At 61.0% G+C, this 23,374-nt stretch carries 23 protein-coding genes; 15 read left to right on the top strand and 8 right to left on the bottom strand.

Going from position 1 to position 23,374, the window contains the following annotated elements; genetic code table 11:
* The first annotated feature begins 1 nt into the window (after position 1).
* The 7 genes from FIV05_RS11545 to FIV05_RS11520 all read left to right on the top strand — a co-directional run bounded on the left by FIV05_RS11545 (position 2) and on the right by FIV05_RS11520 (position 6,362).
* Complete coding sequence (locus FIV05_RS11545) at positions 2–1,612, top strand: glutamate synthase-related protein (RefSeq protein WP_152509640.1); 1,611 nt, start codon at positions 2–4, stop codon at positions 1,610–1,612.
* Positions 1,613–1,642: 30 nt separating this feature from the next.
* Positions 1,643–3,619 carry a thiamine pyrophosphate-binding protein gene (locus tag FIV05_RS11540; RefSeq protein ID WP_152509639.1) on the top strand — a complete coding sequence of 659 codons (1,977 nt, stop codon included), beginning with the start codon at positions 1,643–1,645 and terminating at the stop codon, positions 3,617–3,619.
* Between the two features lie 293 nt (positions 3,620–3,912).
* Positions 3,913–4,134 (top strand): hypothetical protein, encoded by a 222-nt coding sequence (locus FIV05_RS11535; protein ID WP_062487206.1) that lies wholly within the window; start codon positions 3,913–3,915, stop codon positions 4,132–4,134.
* Positions 4,131–4,298 (top strand): hypothetical protein, encoded by a 168-nt coding sequence (locus FIV05_RS31580; RefSeq protein WP_173013827.1) that lies wholly within the window; start codon positions 4,131–4,133, stop codon positions 4,296–4,298. The genes FIV05_RS11535 and FIV05_RS31580 overlap by 4 nt, the downstream gene beginning before the upstream one ends.
* Positions 4,295–5,362 carry a Rieske 2Fe-2S domain-containing protein gene (locus tag FIV05_RS11530; protein ID WP_152509638.1) on the top strand — a complete coding sequence of 356 codons (1,068 nt, stop codon included), beginning with the start codon at positions 4,295–4,297 and terminating at the stop codon, positions 5,360–5,362. The genes FIV05_RS31580 and FIV05_RS11530 overlap by 4 nt, the downstream gene beginning before the upstream one ends.
* A complete protein-coding gene (locus FIV05_RS11525; RefSeq protein WP_152509637.1) occupies positions 5,359–6,120 on the top strand; it encodes a hypothetical protein in 762 nt (253 codons plus the stop codon). Before FIV05_RS11530 ends, FIV05_RS11525 begins: the two co-directional genes overlap by 4 nt.
* Positions 6,117–6,362: a hypothetical protein gene (locus FIV05_RS11520; protein WP_152509636.1), complete on the top strand. Its 246-nt coding sequence runs from the start codon at positions 6,117–6,119 to the stop codon at positions 6,360–6,362. Before FIV05_RS11525 ends, FIV05_RS11520 begins: the two co-directional genes overlap by 4 nt.
* A 45-nt stretch (positions 6,363–6,407) precedes the next feature.
* Here FIV05_RS11520 and FIV05_RS11515 read toward each other — a convergent pair whose 3' ends face one another.
* The 8 genes from FIV05_RS11515 to FIV05_RS11480 all read right to left on the bottom strand — a co-directional run bounded on the left by FIV05_RS11515 (position 6,408) and on the right by FIV05_RS11480 (position 14,712).
* The gene (locus tag FIV05_RS11515; RefSeq protein WP_209009946.1) at positions 6,408–7,202 is read right to left on the bottom strand and encodes an alpha/beta fold hydrolase; all 795 of its coding nucleotides are present in this window, start codon (positions 7,200–7,202) and stop codon (positions 6,408–6,410) included.
* Positions 7,199–8,260, bottom strand: coding sequence for a branched-chain amino acid ABC transporter permease (locus FIV05_RS11510; RefSeq protein ID WP_152509635.1), 1,062 nt, complete (start codon positions 8,258–8,260; stop codon positions 7,199–7,201). Before FIV05_RS11510 ends, FIV05_RS11515 begins: the two co-directional genes overlap by 4 nt.
* A gap of 15 nt (positions 8,261–8,275) precedes the next feature.
* Complete coding sequence (locus tag FIV05_RS11505) at positions 8,276–9,304, bottom strand: branched-chain amino acid ABC transporter permease (RefSeq protein WP_152509634.1); 1,029 nt, start codon at positions 9,302–9,304, stop codon at positions 8,276–8,278.
* The gene (locus tag FIV05_RS11500; RefSeq protein WP_152509633.1) at positions 9,301–10,026 is read right to left on the bottom strand and encodes an ABC transporter ATP-binding protein; all 726 of its coding nucleotides are present in this window, start codon (positions 10,024–10,026) and stop codon (positions 9,301–9,303) included. The genes FIV05_RS11505 and FIV05_RS11500 overlap by 4 nt, the downstream gene beginning before the upstream one ends.
* Positions 10,026–10,808 carry an ABC transporter ATP-binding protein gene (locus tag FIV05_RS11495; protein ID WP_173013984.1) on the bottom strand — a complete coding sequence of 261 codons (783 nt, stop codon included), beginning with the start codon at positions 10,806–10,808 and terminating at the stop codon, positions 10,026–10,028. The genes FIV05_RS11500 and FIV05_RS11495 overlap by 1 nt, the downstream gene beginning before the upstream one ends.
* Before the next feature lie 143 nt (positions 10,809–10,951).
* Positions 10,952–12,151 (bottom strand): substrate-binding domain-containing protein, encoded by a 1,200-nt coding sequence (locus FIV05_RS11490; RefSeq protein WP_023003024.1) that lies wholly within the window; start codon positions 12,149–12,151, stop codon positions 10,952–10,954.
* A gap of 683 nt (positions 12,152–12,834) precedes the next feature.
* Positions 12,835–13,896 carry a sn-glycerol-3-phosphate ABC transporter ATP-binding protein UgpC gene (gene ugpC / locus FIV05_RS11485; RefSeq protein ID WP_152509632.1) on the bottom strand — a complete coding sequence of 354 codons (1,062 nt, stop codon included), beginning with the start codon at positions 13,894–13,896 and terminating at the stop codon, positions 12,835–12,837.
* Positions 13,897–13,923: 27 nt separating this feature from the next.
* The gene (locus FIV05_RS11480) at positions 13,924–14,712 is read right to left on the bottom strand and encodes an IclR family transcriptional regulator (RefSeq protein WP_152509631.1); all 789 of its coding nucleotides are present in this window, start codon (positions 14,710–14,712) and stop codon (positions 13,924–13,926) included.
* A 118-nt stretch (positions 14,713–14,830) separates the two neighbouring features.
* Here FIV05_RS11480 and FIV05_RS11475 point away from each other — a divergent pair, with 118 nt between their 5' ends.
* From FIV05_RS11475 to FIV05_RS11440, 8 genes are all read left to right on the top strand, one after another.
* The gene (locus FIV05_RS11475; RefSeq protein WP_152509630.1) at positions 14,831–16,090 is read left to right on the top strand and encodes an extracellular solute-binding protein; all 1,260 of its coding nucleotides are present in this window, start codon (positions 14,831–14,833) and stop codon (positions 16,088–16,090) included.
* Positions 16,091–16,177: 87 nt separating this feature from the next.
* A complete protein-coding gene (locus tag FIV05_RS11470; protein WP_023003020.1) occupies positions 16,178–17,095 on the top strand; it encodes a sugar ABC transporter permease in 918 nt (305 codons plus the stop codon).
* 1 nt (position 17,096) lies between these two features.
* Positions 17,097–17,945: a carbohydrate ABC transporter permease gene (locus FIV05_RS11465; RefSeq protein ID WP_023003019.1), complete on the top strand. Its 849-nt coding sequence runs from the start codon at positions 17,097–17,099 to the stop codon at positions 17,943–17,945.
* Positions 17,942–20,017 carry an alpha-galactosidase gene (locus FIV05_RS11460; protein ID WP_152509629.1) on the top strand — a complete coding sequence of 692 codons (2,076 nt, stop codon included), beginning with the start codon at positions 17,942–17,944 and terminating at the stop codon, positions 20,015–20,017. The genes FIV05_RS11465 and FIV05_RS11460 overlap by 4 nt, the downstream gene beginning before the upstream one ends.
* Positions 20,018–20,078: 61 nt before the next feature.
* On the top strand, positions 20,079–20,843 hold the full coding sequence (locus tag FIV05_RS11455; protein ID WP_152509628.1) for an SDR family oxidoreductase: 765 nt from the start codon (positions 20,079–20,081) through the stop codon (positions 20,841–20,843).
* Positions 20,840–21,760: a 2-dehydro-3-deoxygalactonokinase gene (locus tag FIV05_RS11450; RefSeq protein ID WP_152509627.1), complete on the top strand. Its 921-nt coding sequence runs from the start codon at positions 20,840–20,842 to the stop codon at positions 21,758–21,760. The genes FIV05_RS11455 and FIV05_RS11450 overlap by 4 nt, the downstream gene beginning before the upstream one ends.
* The gene (locus tag FIV05_RS11445) at positions 21,757–22,371 is read left to right on the top strand and encodes a 2-dehydro-3-deoxy-6-phosphogalactonate aldolase (protein ID WP_152509626.1); all 615 of its coding nucleotides are present in this window, start codon (positions 21,757–21,759) and stop codon (positions 22,369–22,371) included. The genes FIV05_RS11450 and FIV05_RS11445 overlap by 4 nt, the downstream gene beginning before the upstream one ends.
* A 4-nt stretch (positions 22,372–22,375) precedes the next feature.
* Positions 22,376–23,215 carry an SMP-30/gluconolactonase/LRE family protein gene (locus FIV05_RS11440; protein WP_152509625.1) on the top strand — a complete coding sequence of 280 codons (840 nt, stop codon included), beginning with the start codon at positions 22,376–22,378 and terminating at the stop codon, positions 23,213–23,215.
* Positions 23,216–23,374: the final 159 nt, after the last annotated feature.

Below are 23,374 nucleotides of genomic sequence, written 5' to 3'. Positions count from 1 at the left end.
CATGACAAAACAGGTTGTTGCCAAACTCAGCGAATTGCCGGACAGAAAACCGACGTATGCCCTCGTCGCCGATGTTGACCTTGTGGTTGTTCGCTTCGACGACGACATCTCCGTCTTCTACGGCCGCTGCCTGCATCGCGGCGCGCTCATGTCCGATGGCTATGTCAGCGGCAACAACCTCATCTGCGGCGTTCATTACTGGGATTACCGGCTCGACAGCGGCGTCTCCGAATACAACAACTCCGAGGCCTTGCCGAAATTCAAGAGCTGGGTGGAGGGCGACGATATCCTGGTCGATGAAGACGAGGTCGCCGCCTGGGCTCGGGAGCATCCGCAGCCGTTCAACCGCAACAGCTACCTCGGCCTTTATGCCGACACGAGCCACGGCACCGAGGAAGAACCTTACAACGGCCTGATCCAGCAATACGCCCGCGACGGACTTAAAAAGACAGGTCATCATGGCCGCGTCGACGCCATGGGCGTGCCGCGCAACCAGTTGCCCGACTGGGACGATATCCAGATCCTGACGGCCCAACTGCAGAAATTCCCGCTTCTGGAGGACGAACCGGTCGGCACCGACGTTGTTGTCGGGCCGAACGCGCAGAAACCGCTGAAACTGAAGATCCCGTTGCTGGTCTCCGACATGAGCTTTGGCGCCCTGTCGGAGCCGGCAAAGATTGCCCTTGCCAGAGGCGCAGACCTCGCCGGAACCGGCATCTGCTCCGGCGAAGGCGGCATGTTGCCGGAAGAACAACAGGCCAATTCAAGGTATTTCTATGAACTTGCTTCGGCCCGGTTCGGTTTTGCCTGGGACAAGCTCGACAAGGTTCAGGCGTTTCACTTCAAGGGCGGTCAGGGGGCCAAGACCGGCACGGGTGGTCATCTGCCGGGGGCCAAGGTCAAGGGCAAGATTGCCGAGGTCCGCGGCCTGAAGGAAGGCGAAGACGCGATCTCGCCACCCCGCTTTCCGGACTGGACCGACCGGTCCCAGATAAAGGATTTCGCCGACGAGGTCCGCACCCGCACCGGCGGCATCCCGATTGGCTACAAGCTGTCGGCCCAGCACGTCGAAAAGGACATCGATGCGGCCCTGGAAGTGGGTGTCGACTACATTATCCTTGATGGCCGTGGCGGCGGCACCGGGGCAGCACCGATCATCTTCCGCGACAACATCTCCGTTCCGACCATTCCCGCGCTTGCCCGTGCTCGGAGGCACCTCGACACGTCGGAACGGCCGGACATCACGTTGATCATCACAGGCGGCCTGCGCAAACCGGCAGATTTCATCAAGGCCCTGGCGCTTGGTGCCGACGCGGTGGCTCTTTCCAATTCGGCCATGCAGGCCATCGGCTGTATCGCCATGCGAGCCTGCCACACCAACAATTGCCCGGTCGGGATCGCCACCCAGAAACCGCATCTGGTCAATCGGCTGGAAATCGAGAAATCCGCCCGCCAGCTGACCAACTTCTTCGAAGCATCGGTTGAACTGATGCAGGTGATGGCAAGGGCCTGCGGCCATTCGCACCTGAGCCAGTTCACCCTGGAAGACCTGACGACCTGGAAACGGGAAATGGCCGAGCTATCCGGCGTTGCCTATGGCGGCATCGCGTGACCGATCGCGACGTTTAAGGGAGGAAGACCAATGGACGCTCAGGATCTCGACTGGATCAAGGTTGGGCACGTCAACGACCTGCCCGAAGGCCGGGTGAAAACGGTTACGGCGCGTACAACCTCGATCTGCCTGTCGCATTTCGAAGGCCAGTGGGCGGCAATGGACAATCATTGCCCGCATCAGCGCGGCCCACTCGGGGAAGGCTCCATCGAGAAGGGCTCGGACGGAAAATGCTGGATCCGTTGCCCCTGGCACGGCTGGGATTTCGATCCGCTGACGGGCACTCCTCCCGGTGGTCACGAGGACAGTGGCCAGAAGCTCTATCCCCTCAGGATCGACGGCGACGAGATCTTCATCGGCCTGGAACCGGAGCCGCCCCATGAACACACCGTGACCGACGTCATGGCCGAAACCATGGTCAACTGGGGCGTCAAGCGCGTCTTCGGCATGGTTGGCCACTCCAACCTCGGTCTTTCCGATGCGATACGCCGTCAGGTCGACAAGGGCACCTTGGGCTATATCGGCATTCGCCACGAGGGCGCGGCCGCCTTCGCCGCATCCGCCTATGGCAAGCTGACAGGCAAACCGGCAGCCTGCCTCACCATTGCCGGCCCCGGTGCAACCAACCTTCTGACGGGCCTCTGGGACGCGAAGGTCGACCGGTCACCGGTTCTGGCCCTCACCGGCCAGGTGCAGACCCAGGTGTTCGGCCCGGGGGCCTTTCAGGACATTGATCTCAAATCTGCGTTCGAAGCCGTCTCGAAATTTTCCCAGCCGGTGCTCAGCACCTCCAACCATGCCGAGCTGATGTCGCTCGCCTTGAAAACCGCGCTGGTGGAACGGGATGTCGCCAATCTCATTTTCCCCGACGACGTCCAGACCAACCCGAGCAGCAGGGAGGCAGGCAATCCCGAAGGCCGCCTCGGCGGAACCGGCATCACGCCCTCCGGCGAGGATCTCGCTAAGGCCGTTGAGATGATCAACGCAGCGAAACGCCCGGTCATTGTGCTTGGCTACGGCGCCAAGGATGTTCGCGACAAGGTCGTCGCGCTTGCCGAAAAGCTCGGCGCACCGGTCCTGACCACCTTCAAGGGCAAGGGCCTGATCCCGGACACCCACCCGCTGGCGGCTGGTGTTCTTGGCCGCTCCGGGACGCCCATTGCGAGCTGGTTCATGAACGAGGCGGATCTGATCGTCTCGCTCGGATCATCCTTTGCCAACCACACCGGCATTGCCCCCTACAAGACAATCATCCAGGTGGATTTCGAGCGCATGCAGCTCGGCAAGTTCCATCCGGTGACCTTGCCCGTCTGGGGCGAGATCGGCAGCTTCTGCGAAGCCATTGTCGATCAGGTTCTGAAACCGGCAGATGCCCCCGACCAGGCGGGAGAACTGGTGGAACGCTGGACAATCTGGCGCGCGGAAAAGGACCTTCGTCTTTCCGAGGACGGCGGCAGGGGCATTCACTCGGCGGCCGTTTTCAAGGCGTTGAGCGATCTGTGCCCACCGGACGCGATCATCCCGGTCGACGTCGGCAACAACACCTATTCCTTCGGTCGGTATTTTGAGCCTTGCGGACAGCGCATCCTGATGTCCGGCTATCTCGGCTCCATCGGTTTCAGCCTGCCCGCGGCTCTGGGCGCCTGGAGCGCGACCCAGGACTTCGAGGAATTCCGGGGCCGCAAGGTGATCTCGATTTCGGGTGACGGAGGCTTTGGTCAATACGCCATGGAGTTCACCACGGCCGTCAAATACGGAATGGATATAACCCATATCCTTTTGAACAATTCCGAGCTCGGCAAGATCTCCAAGGAGCAGCGCTCGGGCGAATGGCCGGTTTGGGAAACGAACCTCACCAACCCGTCCTTCGCCGCTTTCGCGCGCCTGTGCGGTGGTCACGGCCACCGGGTGACCGACCCCGCCGAGCTGAAAGACGCCATCGCCGATGCGATCGCCCATAAAGGTCCGTCACTGGTGGAGATCATCACGGATGCGGATCTGGTTTGATGGAAACCGTGACAAGGTCTCAATCGCTCCGTTTACGCGGCAAGGCCACTCGAGCATCACCTCCTCCTCCGTCATCCCATGGCTCGACCATGGGATCCACGCCATTGCGGTTCGACATGACCGACCTCGCTCAAGGTACGGAAACGGCATGGATTGCAGGGTCGACCCCTGCAATGACGGGGTGAGAAGAGAAGAGAGGCCAACTCGGACCGGAAGAAATGAAGAACCCGTTGGCAATGTTTCTCATTGAGCTAAGCTGACACCAATCACATCCAGACCTGGCGGGGGTCCACTTGCAAACAGCAGCCATTCTGATCGACATCGGAAAATACTATCTCATGGCCGGCGGGCTGGTCGCGGCACTCTTTCTTGTCATCGGCATCGACCGCGTGGAACCATCCGCACGCGGGTCTCACGTCTTCCGGCCCTTGCTCATTCCCGGCATCTGCCTGATCTGGCCGCTGGTGCTCTATCGCTGGTACGTGCTTGAAAAGCATGGGGAGGCTGGCCGGTGAAACGTGCACATCGCAAGGCTCATGCCCGTATCTGGTCTGTCCTCGGCCTTTTGCTGCCGCTGGCTTTCTTTGCCATCCTGGCCATGCGCCAGTCGCCCCCCACGGACAGACCGGCTGTGCTGATTGAAGCCCCTGCGGTAAGCTCCGGGGAGGCAAGCCAATGAGCGTGCAATACACACCGGTGATCTGGAACCGCAACAAGATGGTCTATGATGCCATCCTGCTGATTGCCGTTGCGCTGTATCTCTACGTCTTCATTCGCGTCGGGCCGTTCTACGAGGATGTCACCCGGCCGATCGACGGTGCGATCCTGAGGATGCGCGCCTTCGGCAGTTGTGCCTTCCTGATGCTGACGATGATCCTGTGCATCGGGCCGCTGGCACGGCTCGACCGGCGCTTTCTGCCATTGCTTTATAACCGCCGCCATTTCGGTGTGATGACCGCGGGTATTGCCGCTGTCCACGCCAACTATGTGCTTGGCTGGTATTTCAACTTCTCACCGACAGACAGCTACGTCGCGTTATTGTCGTCCAACACAAGCTACGGGCAGGTGATCGGCTTTCCCTTCGAGGCTTTCGGTATCGCCGCTCTCCTGATCCTGTTTGTACTGGCTGCCACCAGCCATGATTTCTGGCTCAGCTTTCTGGGTGCGCCGATCTGGAAGGCGCTGCACATGTTCATCTATGCCGCTTACGCCTTCGTAGTGTTGCATGTCGCGCTCGGCGCGCTGCAAGGCCCGTCCGATCCCATCTTCACCAGCATGGTTGCGGCAAGCGTTGTCATGGTCTGCGGTCTTCACTTTGCAAGCGGGCGCCTGGAAGCCAATCGGGAAAAAGGCGATGCCACGGCAAAGGCTTCTCTGGAAGAAGCCGGCTGGGTCGTTGCCGGAGAGGTTGACGAAATCGACGACAAATGCGCCAAGGTCGTGACGCTGAGCGAAGAGGAGCGGGTCGCCATCTTCAAGTATGACGGCAAGCTGTCGGCTGTCACCAATGTCTGCGCCCACCAGAACGGTCCGCTTGGCGAGGGCAAGGTGCTGTGGGGTTGCATCACCTGCCCCTGGCACGGGTATCAGTACAATCTGGCCGACGGCCGCGCACCCGCGCCCTTCACCGAGAAGATCGCCACCTACAAGTTGAAGCTGGTCGGCTCCACCGTTCTTCTCGATCCCAACGCTCTGCCACCCGGCACCTATGTCGAGCCGGTGGTGATCGGAGGTGCGCCATGAGCTGGAAACAAACCAAGGCGGCGCCGTTTTTCGTCGGCTATCTCAACAAGGTGCCGAAGCCGCTGGTGGCCTTTCTCGGGGTCTTCTCCCTGTGTTTTGTGGCGGGACTGGGCCTTGCAGCCTTCGCCCTGTCCACCACCCAGAACGATCCGGGCAGCGGCACGTTTCAGTGGGGCAACAGGTTCGAGCAAACAGGCCTGCTCGAACTCCGGCCCTATCCGGTGTTCCGCATTCCGGCTGATGGCGACTCCCCTGCCCGCACCTACATGCTGGCAGGCCAGGGCAAACGCGGTGTCTTTGACCAGGCCGAAGCCAATCACGAGATGCCGGTGACCTTGCGTGGAGTGCCGGTGAACCGGGGCGATCTGACAATGATCCAGGTGGGACAGGTAGCTCCTGCAACGGACGATGCGCCCGGCTTCACCCCATCCGAACCCGTCTCGCTCGGCCGCTGGAAGCTGACCGGCGAGATCTGCGACGGCAAGTGCTATGCGGGCGCCATGCGCCCGGGCCGGGGCCTTGCGCACAAGGCCTGCGCGGACCTCTGCCTGACCGGCGGCATTCCGCCGGTCTTCGTCTCGTCCGGACCGGTCGAGGGACACAACTTCTTTCTCATGGCCGGCAAGGACGGCCAGCTTCTCGGCGAGGCCATCGATCCGCTGCTGGCGCTTTACATCGAGGTCGAAGGCGAGGTCGAACAGCTGGACGACCTGATGGTGTTCAAGGCAGACCTTCTGACCGCCAGGGTGCTGAAATGAGCGACCAGCCGCAAAAGCCCTTCTGGCAAACCATCCTGATCTCGCTGGTGATGACAGCACTCCTCGCCGGGATCGCCTGGGCTGTGTGGACCTACGCCAACAGCAGCGTCCAGGATTTTGCGCCCGGCACGTTGCTGCGCGACTTCCGCTTCTTCGTCGGCCTGCTCGCCGTGTTCCTGGTTTTGAGCATCCTGGACCGGATCGTTGAATTCGTGAAGGCGAAATTGGGCGGCGGACACTAAGGAAACGGTCAGGTTGGCCGCCCCAAAAAGCAAAGTTTGTGCGCCTCAGCCCTTCACCAGGTTCCGCAGCAGGCTGTTGAACTTGTCCGGCTCTTCCATGTGCGGCGCGTGGCCTGATGCTTCAAAGCCATGGAAATGGAAATCCGGAACATTGTCCGCGTGCCAGCGATGGACACCCGGGCCGTAAAGCTGGCTGCGCAGACCCGCCACCAGATGAAACGGCACGGGAAAGGCTTGCAAAAGCGGGCGGAAATCCTGTGCGGTGAGTGACGACCACATCGGCTTCAAGAGCACAGGATCGGCTGCAGCTATCTCTTTGCGGGCAAGCTCCGCAACGCACTCCGGCACGGGCAGGCCTTCGGCGAACAGTCGTCTCGCGATCCGGGCCGGCAGTTTGGCCCAATCCGCCACAATGGCATTCAGGAAATGGTCGTTGAGTTCGGCATTGAGGCCGTTCAGCGTTCCGTTCTGCCAATCAGGGTCGTTCAGAACCTTCGGCGTCATGTCAATGGCAACGAACTGCGAGATCCTGTCGGCGCCGTGCCGCTCGATCATTGCATAGGAAACCAACGCACCCATCGACCAACCGCAGAGGATTACTTCGGTTAGATTGCGCTCGGCCAAAGCTTCATGAACCGCATCGGCGGCTGCCTCGATGGTCAGTGGCAACCGGCCCGCTGTTTTGCCGTGGCCGGGCAGATCCGGAACAATGCAACGGGCGTCAGTTTTCAGAGCCTCGATCTGGCCTTCGAAGAACCGGCCCGGACAGGACCAGCCGTGGATCAGCACCAGCGGTCTGCCCGTTCCCTCGTCGCGGATATGCAGCATATTCCCGCTCACGCACGCCCCGCCCGTAGCCGTCCGACAATGCCCGTCGGGAAAAAATAGACCGACAGAATGAAGAGAACTCCCAGCCACAACAGCCAGCGTTCCGGCGCGACCAGCGTCGAGAACACCGGCACCGCGCTGGTTGCTTCTGCAGCAACACCCATCAGGTTCTGCAGATAGGTCTGCGCAAGAATGAACAGGGTTGCCCCGAGCACGGCCCCGTAAAGCGTGCCCATGCCCCCTATCACGACCATCAGCAGAATGTCGATCATGATCTCCATGGAGAGCGTTGTTGCCGGACCGGTATAGCGCAGCCAGATGGCCAGGAGAGAGCCGGCAAGCGCTGCCATGACGGCCGACAGGACGGTGGCCGTAGTGCGATACCAGACCACGCGGTAACCGATCGCCTCCGCCCTGAAGGCATTGTCGCGAACCGCCTTCAGCGTGCGGCCGAACGGCGAGTTGACGATGCGCAGCATGACCAGGAACAGGATCGCGGCGGCGAAGAACACCAGGTAATAGGCCAGGATCTTGCCGTTGATGCTGACGTCGAACACTTTCGCCTTGATAAGCTTGAAGGCCGGCGTCAGTTCGCGCGGGATCTTGTAGTTGAGCCCGTCCTCACCGCCCGTCAGCCAGGACATCTGCGACACCAGCACGGCAAAGGCGCTTGCCACTGCCAGCGTCACCATGGCGAAGAAGATCGCCTTCACCCGAAGCGAGAACAGCCCGATGGCCAGCGCGAAGAGGGCCGCAACCCCTGCCCCCGCCGCCGTGCCCCAGAGCAGCGAACCGTAGTTCGGCCCGGTGGTCGACAGGGCAAGCGCAGTGCCATAGGCGCCGATGCCGAAGAACATGGTGTGGGCGAAGGAAACGATACCGGCATAGCCCAGCAGCAAGTCGTAGCTTGCCACCAGCACGATGAAGATGCAGATCCGCGCGGCCGTCTCCAGCGACTTGGTCCCGGGAAAGAGAAACGGTGCAAAGGCGAGCGAGATCAACACGATCAGCAGCAGCGCAGTCAGAAGGCCGCTGCGCGGCGTGTCGCCGGAAAGAAGTCTGGTCAGCATGATCTTGTTCCGTCCCTACTTCGCCTTGACCACCGGATAAAGGCCCTGCGGCCGCCACATCAGCACCACGACCATCAGCGCGATGGTCGAGATCAGCGCCACCTTCGGCGCCAGGAAGGCCGTGTAGTTGGCAAGCAGTCCCACCAGCATGGCGCCGATGAAACAGCCCTCGACCGAGCCAAGGCCGCCGATGATCACCACGATGAACACCAGCACCATGATCTCCGAGCCCATGTGTGCGGTAATCGTTTCCTGATAGAGGCCCCACATGACGCCCCCAAGCCCGGCCAGCGCCGACCCGGTCATGAACACGATCAGGAACAGCCGGCGGATACGGTAGCCGAGCGCTTCCACCATCTCGCCGTTCTCCACCCCGGCGCGCACCAGCAGACCGATCTTGGTGTTCTTCAGGATATGGCGCATGCCGATGAACAGCGCGAGACCAATGCCGACCGCCACCAGGCGATATTTCTCGATGGCCGCTTCGCCGATCACCAGCGATCCCTGCAAGGCTTCCGGGCGGGACATATGCAGCTCGTCCGGCCCCCAGACCACGTAGATCATCTGCTGGGCAACGATCAGCCCGCCCATGGTGACAAGGATCTGCTTCAGATGTTCGCCGTAGACCGGCATCACGATCACCCGCTCGAAGGCGAGACCGAGCAGGCCGGTGACGAGCATGGCCGCAAGGATGGCAATCAGAACGGCGGAGAGGTTCATGAAGACGCTTGGCGAAGCCGTCCAGCCGGCCAGCCAGGCCAGCACCGTGAAGCCGACAAAGGCACCGACGGCGACAAAGGCGCCATGGCCGAAGTTGATCACGTCCATCAGCCCGAAGACCACGGTCAGGCCGGACGCCATGATGAAGATCATCATGCCCATGGCCAACCCGGCCACCGTCAGTGTCAGCCAGCTTGCCGGATTGCCGATGGCAATAAGCCCGACGGCGGCCAGCAACGGCACCAGCAGCACCGGCAGTTTCTGGGCAAGCTGTTCCTTCAGCGGGATCTTCTCGATCCGCGGTTTGATCGCCGTCTCGCTCATTGATGCGCCTCCAGGCTCAGTCCCATGAGTTTTTCCTGCAAGGCGACATCCGCCACCAGTTCGTCCATGCGGCCGGAATGAATGATGTGACCATCGTCCATCACCGCGACCGTGTCGCCGATGCTGGATGCCATGGCGAAATTCTGCTCCACCAGCAGGATGGTGGTGTCGGTTTCCTTCAGTTCCTTCAGCGCATCGGTCATCGCCTTGATGATCGCCGGTGCGAGGCCCTTCGTCGGCTCGTCGATCAGGATCAGCCGGCGCGGCTCGATGATCGCCCGCGCCACGGACAGCATCTGCTTCTGACCACCGGACAGCGTTCCTGCGGAGGAATTCCAGAAGCTGCCGATCGGCGGAAACAGCTCCTTGATCCAGGCAAGGCGCTTCTGGTCCATCGGCCCGTTGGCAGCGGCCAGGATCATGTTTTCGGCAACTGTCAGATCGGTGAAGATGCCCATGTCTTCCGGCACGAAGGCAATTCCCCTGCGGGAAACTTCGGGTGTCGACAGTTTGGTGATCACATGATCGTCAAACCGGATATCGCCCTGGCTGGCCGTCCAGAGCCCCATGATGGTGCGCAAGGTTGTGGTCTTGCCCGCGCCGTTGCGGCCGAGCAGAACGGTCACCCCACCTTCAGGCACTGCGAGGTCCACACCCTGCAGGATGTGGTAAGGGCCGATATGGGTGTGCACTCCGGAAAGGGTGAGCAGATTTTCCGCCATCACGCAGCCTCCCCGGAGGAAGCCGCTGCCTTGCCGAGATAAGCCTCCTGCACGATCGGCAGGGCAATCACTTCCGAGGGTTCTCCATCGGCCACCAGCGCCCCGTTGTGCAGAACGATGATACGGTCGGCCAGGGTGCGAATGACATCCATCTTGTGCTCCACCAGCAGGATCGTCCGGTCCATGTCGCTCTTCAGTTTCTGGATCAGCTCCAGGATCACCGGCACTTCGTCGACGCTCATTCCGGCGGTCGGCTCGTCGAACATGAGCACCTGGGGCCCAAGCGCGATCAGCAGCGCCACCTCAAGCTTGCGCTGGTCACCATGGGGCAGAGCGGAAACGGTCTGGTCGGCCTGATCGATCAGCCGGACCTCCGCCAGCACGTGGTCTGCCCGCTCCAGAAGTTCCACATGGCTTTCTGCAACGGTGAAGAGATCGAACCCCTTGCGTGCCTTCGCCTGCGCTACAAGCCGCACGTTTTCGCGCACGCTCAGGGTCGGAAAGAGATTGGTCAGCTGGAACGCACGACCGATCCCCCTGTCGGTGCGTTCAGGCACCGACAGTCGGGTGATGGTCTCGCCGTTGAGCAGCACAGCCCCGGAAGTCGCTGCCAGCTGACCGGAGATCAGGTTGAAATAGGTGGTCTTGCCTGCGCCGTTCGGCCCAACGATCGCCGTCAGGGTGCCTCGCTCGAAGGCGCAGGAAACGTGATCGACCGCCACATGACCGCCGAAGCGAATGGTCAGGTCCCTCGTTTCCAGAATCGGGTGTTCCTTGGCCACGATGCGCGTTCCCAGGCTTGTATTGTCGCGAAAACTGTATCGGATGAGTGCCCGGCCGGACGGGTTTCCCACCAGCCGGGCAAACTTAAGGGTCTTGGGGCCACGCAGGCGGAAATGAAGGCTCCGCCGCGTCTTCATTCGGCTTACTGGTTGCGCACCGGGATGTTCATGTCCTCGATTGTCAACTCGCGCACCAGCTCCGGGATGCCCCATTCGACATCCGGATCGACCTTGATCTTGAAGTGATACATCGACTGCAAGGCCTGGTGATCTTCCGCCCGGAACATCATCTTGCCCTTTGGCGTTTCAAACTCCATGCCTTCCATGGCAGTGATCAGGTCTTCGGTCTCCGTGGACCCAGCCTTGCGGATCGCCTCGACAATGGCAATGCCGGAAGACATGCCACCCGCGGTGAAGAAGTCCGGCGGCGCGTTGAAGCGCTTCTGGTGTTCGGCCACCAGCCAGTCGTTTACCGGGTTCTTCGGGATCTCGTAGTAATAGTACGTCGCGCCTTCCATGCCCGGCAGTTCCTTGTAGGCCGCCATGGCAGCCAGGATGTTGCCACCCGTGGCAATCTCGACACCAAAGCGCTCCGGCTCCATTGCCTTGATCTTGCTGATCGGATTGCCGCCACCGGCCCAGATCACGAACAGGAACTTGCGGCCCGGCTCATCCTTCAGGGCATCAAAGACGCGCTGCGCGTTGGCTGTGAAATCCTTGGTATCGGTCGGCGCATATTCCTCGAACACCAATTTGGCACCCGTGCCTTCAAGCGCTTCCTTGAAGGCGGCGACGCCGTCACGGCCGAAGGCATAGTCCTGTGCAAGCGTTGCGATGGAGACGCCTTCCTGCCCCAGTGCGACAGCGTTGGCGATAGCGTCCTGGGACGAGTTGCGCGCCGTGCGGAAGATGTAGCGGTTCCAGTTCTCGCCGGTGATGCTGTCGGCAACTGCCGGCTCCACCAGAAGCACCTTCTCGTATTCTTCGGCGACCGGCAGCATGGCCAGCGCAACGCCGGAGGAGACGGGACCGACAGCAATATCGACTTCATCGTCACCATAGGCTTCCGCCAGCGCGGCCTTGCCGATATCCGGCTTCAGTTGGGTGTCCTTCTCGATGACCACGATCTTGCGGCCGTCGATTTCCATGGTGCCGTCGGTGGCATATTCGAGACCCATCATCAGGCCGGTATGCGACTGTTTCGCATAGGCCTCCAGGGCACCGGTCTTGCCGTAAACATGGGCGATCTTGATATCGTCGGCCTGGGCACCGGCAATCCCGGCAGCCGCCACGCTGATGCCAGCCAGAAGCGGCACGGCCCAGCGGAAAACGCGTTTCGTCATGAATTCTCCTCCCATTGCGCGAAAGGCCGGCAAACCTGCCCGGCCGCTCCCACGGCCTCCACAGGGTAACATCATCGCCTGACGCTGGAATATATGACACATGAATCAGTATTCATGTCAAGGCAAGATGCGCGTTCGAAGTGGCCGCCTTTCCGGGCGGGTCGTCAGTTAGCGTAACACGAGCTCATGACAGATGAATGCAGCCCGGTCCTGCAAAGACACAGCACCAAGAGCGGCAGCGCAATGCCAGACAGTCATGTGATAAAGACTGTCTGAAGGATGATGATGACAGAGAAAAAAGATCGGCCCTGACAGGAGAGCCGCCAAAATCGTCAAAAAACAGACCCGCCCACCAGACGAATGCAATGCAAGCGACCCGCAGACCAGAGGCTCTGCGTCCCGGCATAAGTGGAAAGGCGTTCTCAGTCCCCTGCGCAATCCGTTTTGCCAGCCCCTCGAGAACAAGGCCTTCAACGGTTACCCACAGTCTTTCCGGACAAGCGCAGCATAAGCTGCGTGCAGATCCGGAATCCAGCGCATCTGCGTGCGTGTAGCGAACTCTTTTTCGTACAAGGAGACGCGCCAATGGCACGGCTGATATCCGGTTGCCGGTTCGGCATTGCCTCACTTGTCCAGAACCACGTGCGGAAGGCGGGCCGCCTGGACCAGTCGCGTTGGCGAGACTACCTCAGCCGCTGTTCCGTCTTCGCATCGAAGAACAGCGCCGAAGCCGGGTCGAAGTCGATGGCGACAGTTCCATCAGAAACAGGCGCATCCTCACCCTTGGTTTCCACGATCACACGCTCGCCCGTCGGGCAGATGAGATAGGAATAGGCGACACCACCAAGCTGCTCGCACAGATCGACCTTCGCCCCTTCCTGCGCAGGCGAGACTTTCAGATGCTGCGGGCGCAGACCGACCAGCACCTTTTCGCCCTTGGCGGGCAGCGCGACCGATGTCGGCACGGCAACACCGCCGAACGCGGCAACACTGACCTCACCCTCCCCGGCAATACCTTCCACGAAGTTCATGCTGGGGGAACCGATGAAACCGGCGACGAACCTGTTGTCCGGATCGGAATAGAGCTGCATCGGCGAGCCGACCTGCTCGATATTGCCACCACGCAGAACCACGATCTTGTCCGCCAGCGTCATCGCCTCGACCTGGTCGTGCGTCACGTAGATCATCGTCGCGCCGATATCCTTGTGCAGGCGGGCGATTTCAACGCGCATGTCGACACGCAACTCGGCATCCAGGTTGGAGAGCGGTTCGTCGAACAGGAACACTTCCGGTCCGCGCACAATGGCCCGGCCGATGGCGACGCGCTGGCGCTGCCCGCCGGAAAGAGCCTTCGGCTTGCGCTTCAGATAAGGGTCCAGCTTCAGGATGCGGCTGGCTTCGGCAACCTTGGACTGGATCTCGGCCTTCGGATGACCGTTCATCTTCAGCCCGAAGCCCATGTTCTCCTCGACCGTCATATGCGGGTAAAGCGCATAGGTCTGGAACACCATGGCAACGCCCCGTTCCGCGGGGTCTGACTTGGTCACATCACGGTCACCGATCTCGATCCTGCCGTCGGTCGTTTCCTCCAGCCCGGCGATCATGCGCAGAAGGGTGGACTTGCCACAGCCGGACGGACCGACAAAAACGCAGAATTCGCCATGCTCGATCTGAAGGTCCACTCCGTGGATGACTTCCAGGTCGCCATATTTCTTGACGGCTTTTGTCAGTGTGACGCCAGACATGTAATTCTCTCTCCCTTGGGATTCTTGTTAGGCAGGGAACTGCCAGTCCTCGACCGCCGCCGCGATCTTGGAGGCCGTATCCAGCAGTGCAGGCCGTGCCTCCAGAAGCTGTTCGAGGCTCTTGCGCTGCGTGGACGTGGTAACGGAAAGCGCCCCGACCGGCCGCCCCTTGGACGACAGGATCGGCGCTGCAATGCAGATGATGCCGGGCTCGTGTTCCTCGCGGTCGTAGGACAGCCCCTCTTGGCGGATCTTTTCCAGGTCCGCCCGCAGTTCAGCTTCGCTGGCCAGCGTTGCCGGGGTGTAGCGATAGAACGACTGCTTCTTTAAGACGTGATCGAGGTCCGCAGGCTCCAGAAAGGCCATCAGGGCCTTGCCGACCCCAGTGCAATAGGCCGGACCAACCTTGCCGGCCTGCGAAAACATGTCGACGGCATTGGTCGGGTTTCTCTTGTCGACGTAAAGCACCTGCCCGCTGTCGAGCTGTGCCAGGTGAACGGTTTCGCCGACCGCTTCCGACAAGGCGTTGATGAAGGGACGCGCAATCGGCGCGATGGAACTTTGCCGCCAGGCCGCATGCGCCAGCCGCACCAGGCGGATACCCAGCGAATAGGTCTGCTGGCGCTCGTCGTAGGCCAGCATGCCCTGGCTCACCAACGTCTGCAGCAGCCGGTACAGCGTCGCCTTGGGATGGGTGCTTTCAGACAGCAGTTCGGAAAAGCGCACAGGCCGGCCCACAGCCGCAACCTTGTCCAGCACTTCCAGCGCCTTGCCGACCGTGCCGTCACCTGTCGATGACCCCGCCTGTTTGTTCATGAGCTCCTCCTTCGGCCCGTTTCTTGTCGTCGAGCCTGTTGACAACTTATCGCCATCGCATCAAAGTATCAATATACAAAACTAAGTTTCACATAATGGAACCAAAAGGGAGGACACCATGCGTTCCATGCTGAAAACGTCCGTCGCGGCATTTGCCATGTTGGCAGCCGCGATGGGCGCAGCTTCTGCTGACGGCCTGACAGGCAATCTGAAAATCTTTCTCGACACATCGAACCCGGCGCCGCGCGCGACCATGGAAGAGATGATCGCTCAGTTCCAGGAGAAGAACCCGGAGCTGAACATCGAGACGACGGTGATTGACCGGGAAGCCTACAAGACCCAGATCCGCAACTTCCTGACGGCAAATGCGCCGGACGTTGCCACCTGGTACGCGGCCAACCGCATGCGGCCTTACGTGGAGGCCGGCCTCTTCGAGGACGTGTCCGACCTTTGGGCGGAACCCGAAATTGCCGACAACCTCGCCTCCACCAAGGGCGCGATGACCATCGACGGCAAGCAGTGGGGCGTGCCCTACACCTACTATCAGTGGGGTGTTTACTACCGCAAAGACATCTTCGACGAGCTTGGCCTGTCCGAACCCACTACCTGGGAAGAGGAAAAGGCGAACTGCCAGAAGATCATCGATGCCGGCAAGAAGTGCTACACCATCGGCACCAAGTTTCTCTGGACCGCGGGTGGCTGGTTCGACTACCTGAACATGCGCACCAACGGCTTCGATTTCCACATGGACCTGCTCACGGGCAAGGCGTCCTGGAAGTCCGACGAAGTCCGCAAGACCTTCGCCAACTGGCGCGAGCTCATCGACATGGGCTCTTTCATCGACAACCACCAGACCTACTCCTGGCAGGAAGCCCTGCCGTTCATGGTCAAGGGCGATGCAGCCGCTTACCTGATGGGCAACTTCGCCGTGGCGCCGCTGCGCGAAGCCGGTCTTTCCGATGACCAGATCGATTTCTACCAGTTCGTGGAAATCACGCCGGGCATCGCCAAGGCGGAAGACGCACCGACCGATACCTTCCACATTCCGGCCAATGCCGAGAACAAGGAAAACGCACGCGAGTTCCTGAAGTTCGCGGTCTCGCCGGACGTCCAGACCTGGATCAACGACGGCAAGCACCTCGGCCAGCTCCCGGTAAACGCCAAGTCGTCCGTGGATCAGGACAAGTTCCTGGAACAGGGCTTTGAAATGCTGTCCACGAACTCCCCGGGCGGCGTTGCCCAGTTCTTTGACCGTGATGCCCCGGCTGAAATGGCAAAGGTTGCCATGGAAGGCCTGCAGGAATTCATGGTCAAGCCGGACAACCTGGACAAGATCCTGGACCGTTTGGACCGCGCCCAACAGCGTATCTACAAATAAGGTCTGCCTTTGCATGACCGGACAGGGGGCAACCGCTCCCTGTCCTCTTTTCCGGTATACGCCGACGACTCACGAAGAGTTCCGAAAATGGCCCAAGCATCCGTAGCCGAGACCCGCCAGAGTTCCTGGTGGCATCGCAACCAGCAGCAGTTGACACCCTGGCTGTTCCTGGCTCCCGGGATCCTGTTCTTCCTGTTCTATGTGATCTTTCCGATTTTCCAGTCGTTCAACCTGTCGCTCTACGAGTGGGACGGTTTGGGCCAGGCGGAATATGTCGGGCTCTACAATTACGAGGAACTCTACTGGGATGACGCGTTCTACACCTCGCTGAAGAACAACGTCATCTGGCTGCTGCTCTATCTGCTTGCCATTCCGGCAGGTCTGTTCATCGCGCTGTTCCTGAACCAGACCGTCACCGGCATCCGGCTCTACAAATCCCTGTTCTTCTTTCCCTTCGTGATCTCCCAGGTCGTCGTCGGCCTGGTGTTCACCTGGTTCTACGACCCGACATTCGGCATCCTCAACGTTCTGCTCGGCGCGGTCGGCCTGCCGCCGCTCAACGTGCTGGGGGACGAGAACTGGGTCACTGTCGGCATCATCGTCGCGGGTCTCTGGCCGCAGACGGCCTATTGCATGATCCTCTATCTCACCGGCCTCAACGCGGTCGATCCGGAGCAGATCGAGGCCGGACGCCTCGACGGCGCCAAGGGCTGGCGCATGCTCTGGTACATCATCGTGCCGCAGCTTCGCCCGGCCACCTTCATCGCCTTCGTGGTCACCATCATCGGCGCTTTGCGTTCTTTCGACCTGATTTCGGTCATGACCAACGGCGGGCCCTTCGGCGCCAGCCGGGTGCTCAGCTTCTACATGTTCGAGGTCGCACTCTCCGAATACGGCTTCCGCATGGGCTACGGCGCGGCCATTGCCGTGGTGCTGTTCCTGATCATGCTGGCCTTCATCGCCTACTTCCTCTGGTCGATGTACAAAGAAGAAAAGGCGCGCTGACATGTTCCCGACACCGATCGAACGCACGTCTCGCCCCTGGCAGATCACCTATCAGACGCTGCTTCCACTGGCGCTGATCCTGTGGCTGCTGCCGCTGATCGCGGTCGCCATCTTTTCGGTCAAGCCGGATTCGGATTTCGCCAACGCCAACTACTGGGGCTGGCCGTCATCCTTCGAAGGCTTCACCAACTACGCGCTGGTCTTCACCGGCTCGGACATGCCGCAGTATTTGCTGAACTCGTTCAAGATCACCATTCCAACGGTGATTGGCGCGGTTGGCCTCTCGTGCATGACCGGCTTCGCCCTCGGCATTTACAAGTTCAAGGCCAATATCTGGCTCTTCTTCATGTTCGTGGCGGGCAACTTCGTGCCGTTCCAGATCCTGATGGTGCCGGTGCGTGACCTGACCCTGCAGATGGGCCTCTACAACACCATCACCGGCCTGGTTCTGTTCCACATCGCCTTCCAGACCGGCTTCTGCACACTCTTCATGCGCAACTTCATCCGTGCCCTGCCGTTTGAGCTGATCGAGGCCGCGCGCGTTGAGGGCGTCTCCGAATGGCGGATCTTCTGGTACGTGGTGCTACCGCTGATGAAGCCGGCCATCGCCGCGCTGTCGGTGCTGATCTTCACCTTCATCTGGAACGACTACTTCTGGGCCGTGGTGCTGACGCAGGGCGTTGAAAGCCAGCCTGTCACCGCCGGCATCACGTCCTTCAACGCGCAATATCGCGCTGCCTACCACCTGATGAGCGCCGGTTCCATCGTGGCCGCCCTGCCGCCTGTCGCCATGTTCTTCCTGATGCAGCGCCACTTTATTGCAGGCCTCACACTCGGAGCCGTGAAATGATCCGCAGCTGGCATCTTGGAGATGACAGACAGAGCCTGGTCCTGGCCAGCTTCGACGACCGATTGCCGGAAGCCGTCTACTGGGGGCCCGCCCTTCCCACTGGCGAAAACCTTGAGACGCTTTCGGCAGCCGCACTTGCCGACGTCACCGGCGGCATGGTCGACCGCAACGCCGGTCTGAGCCTGTGCCCGGAAGCCTCCGAAAGCTTCCCCGGGCAAACCGGCCTGACTGCAAGGAACGCATCCGGCGCGCCGCTCATGCCGAGTTTCCGGTTCGAAAGCGAAGCTGCGTCGGTTCATGGCCTGACGCTTGTCTTTGCCGACAAGAGCCTTGATCTCAGCCTCGTCTTCGATCTCGTCCTGACACCGGAAACATCCCTGTTAAAGCTTCAGACACGGCTGGAAAGCGCCGATGAGATCACGGTCGACTGGCTGGCAGCCCCGGTTCTGCCGGTCCCGGCTCATACCGGCGAGATGATCGAGTTTTCCGGCCGCTGGTGCGCGGAATTCCTGACCCGCCGCCTGCCGTTTGCGCCCGGTGCCCGCGTCCGCGACAACCGCACCGGCCGCACGGACCACGCCCATTTTCCAGGGCTTGTCGTCTGCAATGCCGGAACGTCCAACACGGCCGGTGAAGCTTTCGCGTTTCACTATGGCTGGTCCGGGGGCCACAAGATGGTGGCCGAAGAACTTGCCGATGGCCGTCGTCAGGTCCAGTTCGGCCACGCCACTGCCAGCCTTGCCAGCGGACGCCACTTCGTCAGCGCACCGCTCTACGCAACCTACTCCGCCACAGGCTTCAACGGTGCCGCCGTGCGGTTCCAGCGCCATGTTCGCGACCATGTGGTTCAGGGAGCCCGCACACCCCGCCCGGTCCACTACAATTGCTGGGAAGCGGTCTATTTCAAACACGACCTCGACGAACTCAAAGCCATCGCCTCCCAAGCGGCGGACCTGGGCGCCGAGCGCTTTGTGCTGGACGACGGCTGGTTTGGCCGCCGGGATGACGACACCTCGTCTCTGGGAGACTGGGTGATCGACAAACGCAAGTACCCGGACGGCCTCACCCCGCTGATCGACCATATCAAGGCGCTCGGCATGGAGTTCGGCATCTGGTTCGAACCGGAAATGGTCAACGAGGACAGTGACCTCTGCCGCGCCCATCCCGACTGGGTACTCGGCCACGCCGACCAGATCCGCGGACGCCAGCAACTGGTGCTGGACATGTCCAACCAGGCGGTTCGCGACTATCTTTACACCCACATTGCCGACGTCCTGAAAAACAACGACATCGGCTACATCAAGTGGGACCACAACCGCATCCTGCCCGTGGTCGATGCCAGACAGGCCGAAGGCTTTTACGAGCTGGTCGACCGTCTGCGGTCCGATTTTCCAGCAGTGGAGATCGAGAGCTGCTCGTCCGGCGGCGGACGCATCGACTTCGGCGTCCTGGAACGAACGCACCGGGTCTGGCTTTCAGACAGCAACGATGCGCTTGAACGCCAGCGTATTCAGCACGATGCCGCCCTGTTCCTGCCAACCTCGGTAACAGGCTCTCACGTCGGGCCCCGTCACTGCCATACTTCCGGCCGCACGCTGGACATTCGCCTGCGCGCCTGGACCGCGGCTCAACGCCACATGGGCTTCGAGATGGACCCGCGTGAGCTGACGGAAGCCGAAGCCGAAACGCTGCGCAATGTCACGAGCTGGTGGAAAGCCAACCGGGACTGGATGATGCAGGCCGATATCCTGCGGCTCGACAGCGCCGATCCGGCCGTGATCGCAGAACAGCAGCTTGCCTGCGACGGCAGCCGCTTCGTTGCGTTTGCCGCGCTGACGCGACCAAGTGACCAGATCCTGCCGCGTCCGTTGCGCTTGACCGGTCTGGACCCGCAAGGCAGATACAGGCTATCTCTCGTCAATCGGGACGAAGCGCCCCGGCTGTCCCGCGGTGCGCCTCTCCTGAAACATCAAGACCTTGAAGCCAGTGGGCAATATCTGATGTCCCACGGGCTCACGCTCCCCTGGCGGTTCCCTGAAACCGTCTGGGTTGTGGAAGGCGAACGTCTTTGAGTAACGTTACTCAAAACGAACCGATTTCGGCTTAGGCCGCCAAAACAATTGAGGAAGTGCCATGTACGCAACATACCCGGATCTCGACAACGCATCGGTATTCATCACCGGTGGCGGCTCCGGCATTGGCGCGGCGCTGACGGAGGGCTTTCTGCGGCAGGGGGCGAAGGTCGCCTTTGTGCAGCGTTCCGATGCAGCGCCCTTCTGCGACGAGATGGAACAGAAATACGGCCGCCGTCCGCTGTTCCTGCCCTGTGACATCACAGACATGGCAGCCCTCAAGGCAGCCCTGGATCAGGCAGCAGAAGTCCATGGCCCGATCACGGTTCTGGTCAACAATGCCGCCAACGACAAACGCCACAAGACCGAAGAGGTTGACGAGGCGTTCTGGGACTGGTCCGTGGCGATCAACCTGAAGGCCTATTTCTTTGCCTGCCAGCATGTGGTTGCCGGCATGCGAGCGGCCGGCGGTGGCTCCATCGTCAACTTCTCGTCCATCTCCTACATGATGGGCAATGCGGGCTACCCGGTCTACACGACTGCGAATTCCGGCATCAACGGCATGACCCGCAGCCTTGCACGGGAATTCGGCCCGGAGAACATCCGCGTCAACGCAATTGCGCCCGGCTGGGTCCTGACTCAGAAGCAGAAGGACATGTGGGTAACGCCGGAAGGTCTGGCAGCGCACATCGATCGGCAGTGTCTCAAGGTTGAACTGCAGCCGGACGACATGGTCGACCCGGTGCTTTTCCTTGCCTCCAAAACCAGCAAGGCGATGACAGGACAGGCGCTGGTCGTGGATGGCGGCGTGGTGGTGACGGGATGAACACACATCCAAAAGCGTCCTGGATCGCAGCGGATTGGGGCACCACCAATCTGCGCATCTGGGCGCTTGACGAAGCCGGCGGCATCCTTGCCCATCGCAGCTCCGAAAAAGGCATGGGCCGACTGGAGAAACAGGATTTCGAACCTGCCCTGATCGAACTGATCGCCGACCTCCTGAAGGACGGTGAGGTCACACCCGTGATCGTCTGCGGCATGGCAGGGTCACGGCAGGGTTGGGCCGAAGCCCCCTACATGACCGTACCCTGCGCGCCGCCGTCGATCCGGAACGCTACCGGGGTGGATGCAGCCGACCCGCGCCTCGACGTCCTCATCCTGCCGGGCATCAAGCAGCTCACACCTCCAGATGTCATGCGCGGCGAGGAAACGCAGATCGCGGGGTTCCTTGCGGATAATCAGAACTATACCGGCACCTTGTGCCTGCCTGGAACGCACACCAAGTGGGTCGCCTTAAAGGACGGACGAATTGAGCGGTTCCGCACCTTCATGACAGGAGAGACCTTCGCGCTTCTGTCCAAACACTCCGTCCTGCGGCACGGCCTTTCCGCCGATGACCTCGACAGCACAGCCTTTGCCGAAGCGGCCGAACACAGTTTCAATGCCCCTCAAGCGCTGACTGCCGATCTGTTCGGCGTGCGCGCCGCCGGCCTTGTCGCGGACCTTGGCCCGGCACAAGCCAGCGGCAGATTGTCGGGGCTTCTGATCGGAGCCGAACTGGCCGCTGTCAGCCGTGATTTCGACCTTGGCAACACGGCCCTGCTGGGCAGCGACAAGATCGCCGGTGCCTATCGCAGCGCATTGACACATCTCGGCCATGCCTCAAGGCAACTCGATGCGGAAACCATCACCTTGAAGGGCCTGACCCTTGCCTATTCCTTCTACGAACCGGAGCATTCATGAGCCGTAACCTGATTGCCATCCTGCGCGGCCTGACCCCGGACGAGGCTCTGCCCGTTACAGAATGCCTGATTGCCGCCGGCATCACTCGTATCGAGGTTCCGCTCAACTCGCCGGACCCGCTTGTCAGCATTGCCGCCATGGCAAAAGCCTTTTCGTCGAAGGCCGAGATCGGCGCAGGCACCGTGCTGGCGCCCGAACAGGTGCGCGACGTCAAGAACGCCGGCGGCACGCTGATCGTGTCACCCGACTGCAATCCGGATGTCATCAAGACGACGAAAGCCGAAGGCATGTCTTCCTTTCCCGGTGTGATGACACCAAGCGAGTGCTTCACGGCGCTGCGCAGCGGGGCAGACGGCCTCAAATTCTTTCCCGCCTCGCTCATCGGCCCGGACGGACTGAAGGCGATGCTGGCGGTATTGCCGAAGGGCACTGCGACCTATGCCGTGGGCGGTGCCGGTCCGGACAATTTCGGCGACTGGATCAAGGCCGGAGCAGCCGGCTTCGGCATCGGAACGGCTCTGTTCAAACCCGGTTTCAGCGTTGCCGAAGTCAGCGAACGGGCCGAAAAAATCGTCGCCGCCTACGACGCGGCCGTTGCAGCATGCGGGTGATGTCATGAGCACAGTTTTCGACGAGCGCCAGTGTACCCTTGGCGAAGGCCCGTTGTGGCATCCCGAACGCCAGCAGCTGTTCTGGTTCGACATTCTCAACAAGCGCCTGCTCAGCCGTGACAACGGCACGGAAAAGACCTGGCAGTTCGATGAATATGTCTCTGCCGCAGGCTGGGTCAGCCGGACCGAACTCCTGATCGCCAGCTCTTCGAAGCTGTTCCTGTTCAATCTGGAAACGGAAGCCTCCGCAAAGATCTGCGATCTGGAGGCCGACAATGCAATCACGCGGTCCAACGACGGCAGGGCAGATCCCAAGGGAGGCTTCTGGATCGGCACCATGGGCTTTGGCGCCGAAAAGAACGCCGGATCGATCTACCGCTATTACAAGGGAGAGCTACGCAAGCTGTTCTGCGACATCACCATTTCCAACGCGATCTGTTTTTCGCCGGACGGCAGGACGGCCTATTTCGCCGACACCGACACCCTGACCATTCAGAAGGTCGCCCTGGACGCCGAGGGCTGGCCTGCAGGTGCGCCGTCCCTGTTCGTCGATCTGTCCGCCGACGGGTTCAATCCGGATGGCGCCGTGGTCGATAGCGAGGGGTTCCTGTGGAACGCTCATTGGGGGGCGAACCACGTTGCTCGCTATACTGCGGACGGGAAATTTGCCGAGGCTGTTTCCATGCCTGCAAAACAGATTTCCTGCCCGGCATTCGGCGGGGCGGATCTGCAGACGCTCTTTGCCACATCCGCCGCCGAAGGTCTTGCTGGCGAGCACGAAGGCAAGACCTATTTCGCGCAAGTGAAGGTTCGTGGACAGAGCGAGCACAGGGTCTTGCTCTAAAAGGTCCGCCGTCCATCTCCCGGGCAAAGTGTTGGGAGCACCGGGACAAAATGCAAGTTCAGTGGACCTTTGAAGGGTTCTCAGGCCCCGCCTTGCGGGGATGACACGGAATATGTGGCAACGCTTCACCATCCGGATGGGCGTTGCCGAACCATCAAG

It is taken from the genome of Labrenzia sp. THAF191a (assembly GCF_009363335.1).
GTDB lineage: Bacteria > Pseudomonadota > Alphaproteobacteria > Rhizobiales > Stappiaceae > Roseibium > Roseibium algicola.
Note: the sequence above shows the minus strand (reverse complement) of the source record. Positions and strands in the feature narration are given on the sequence as shown.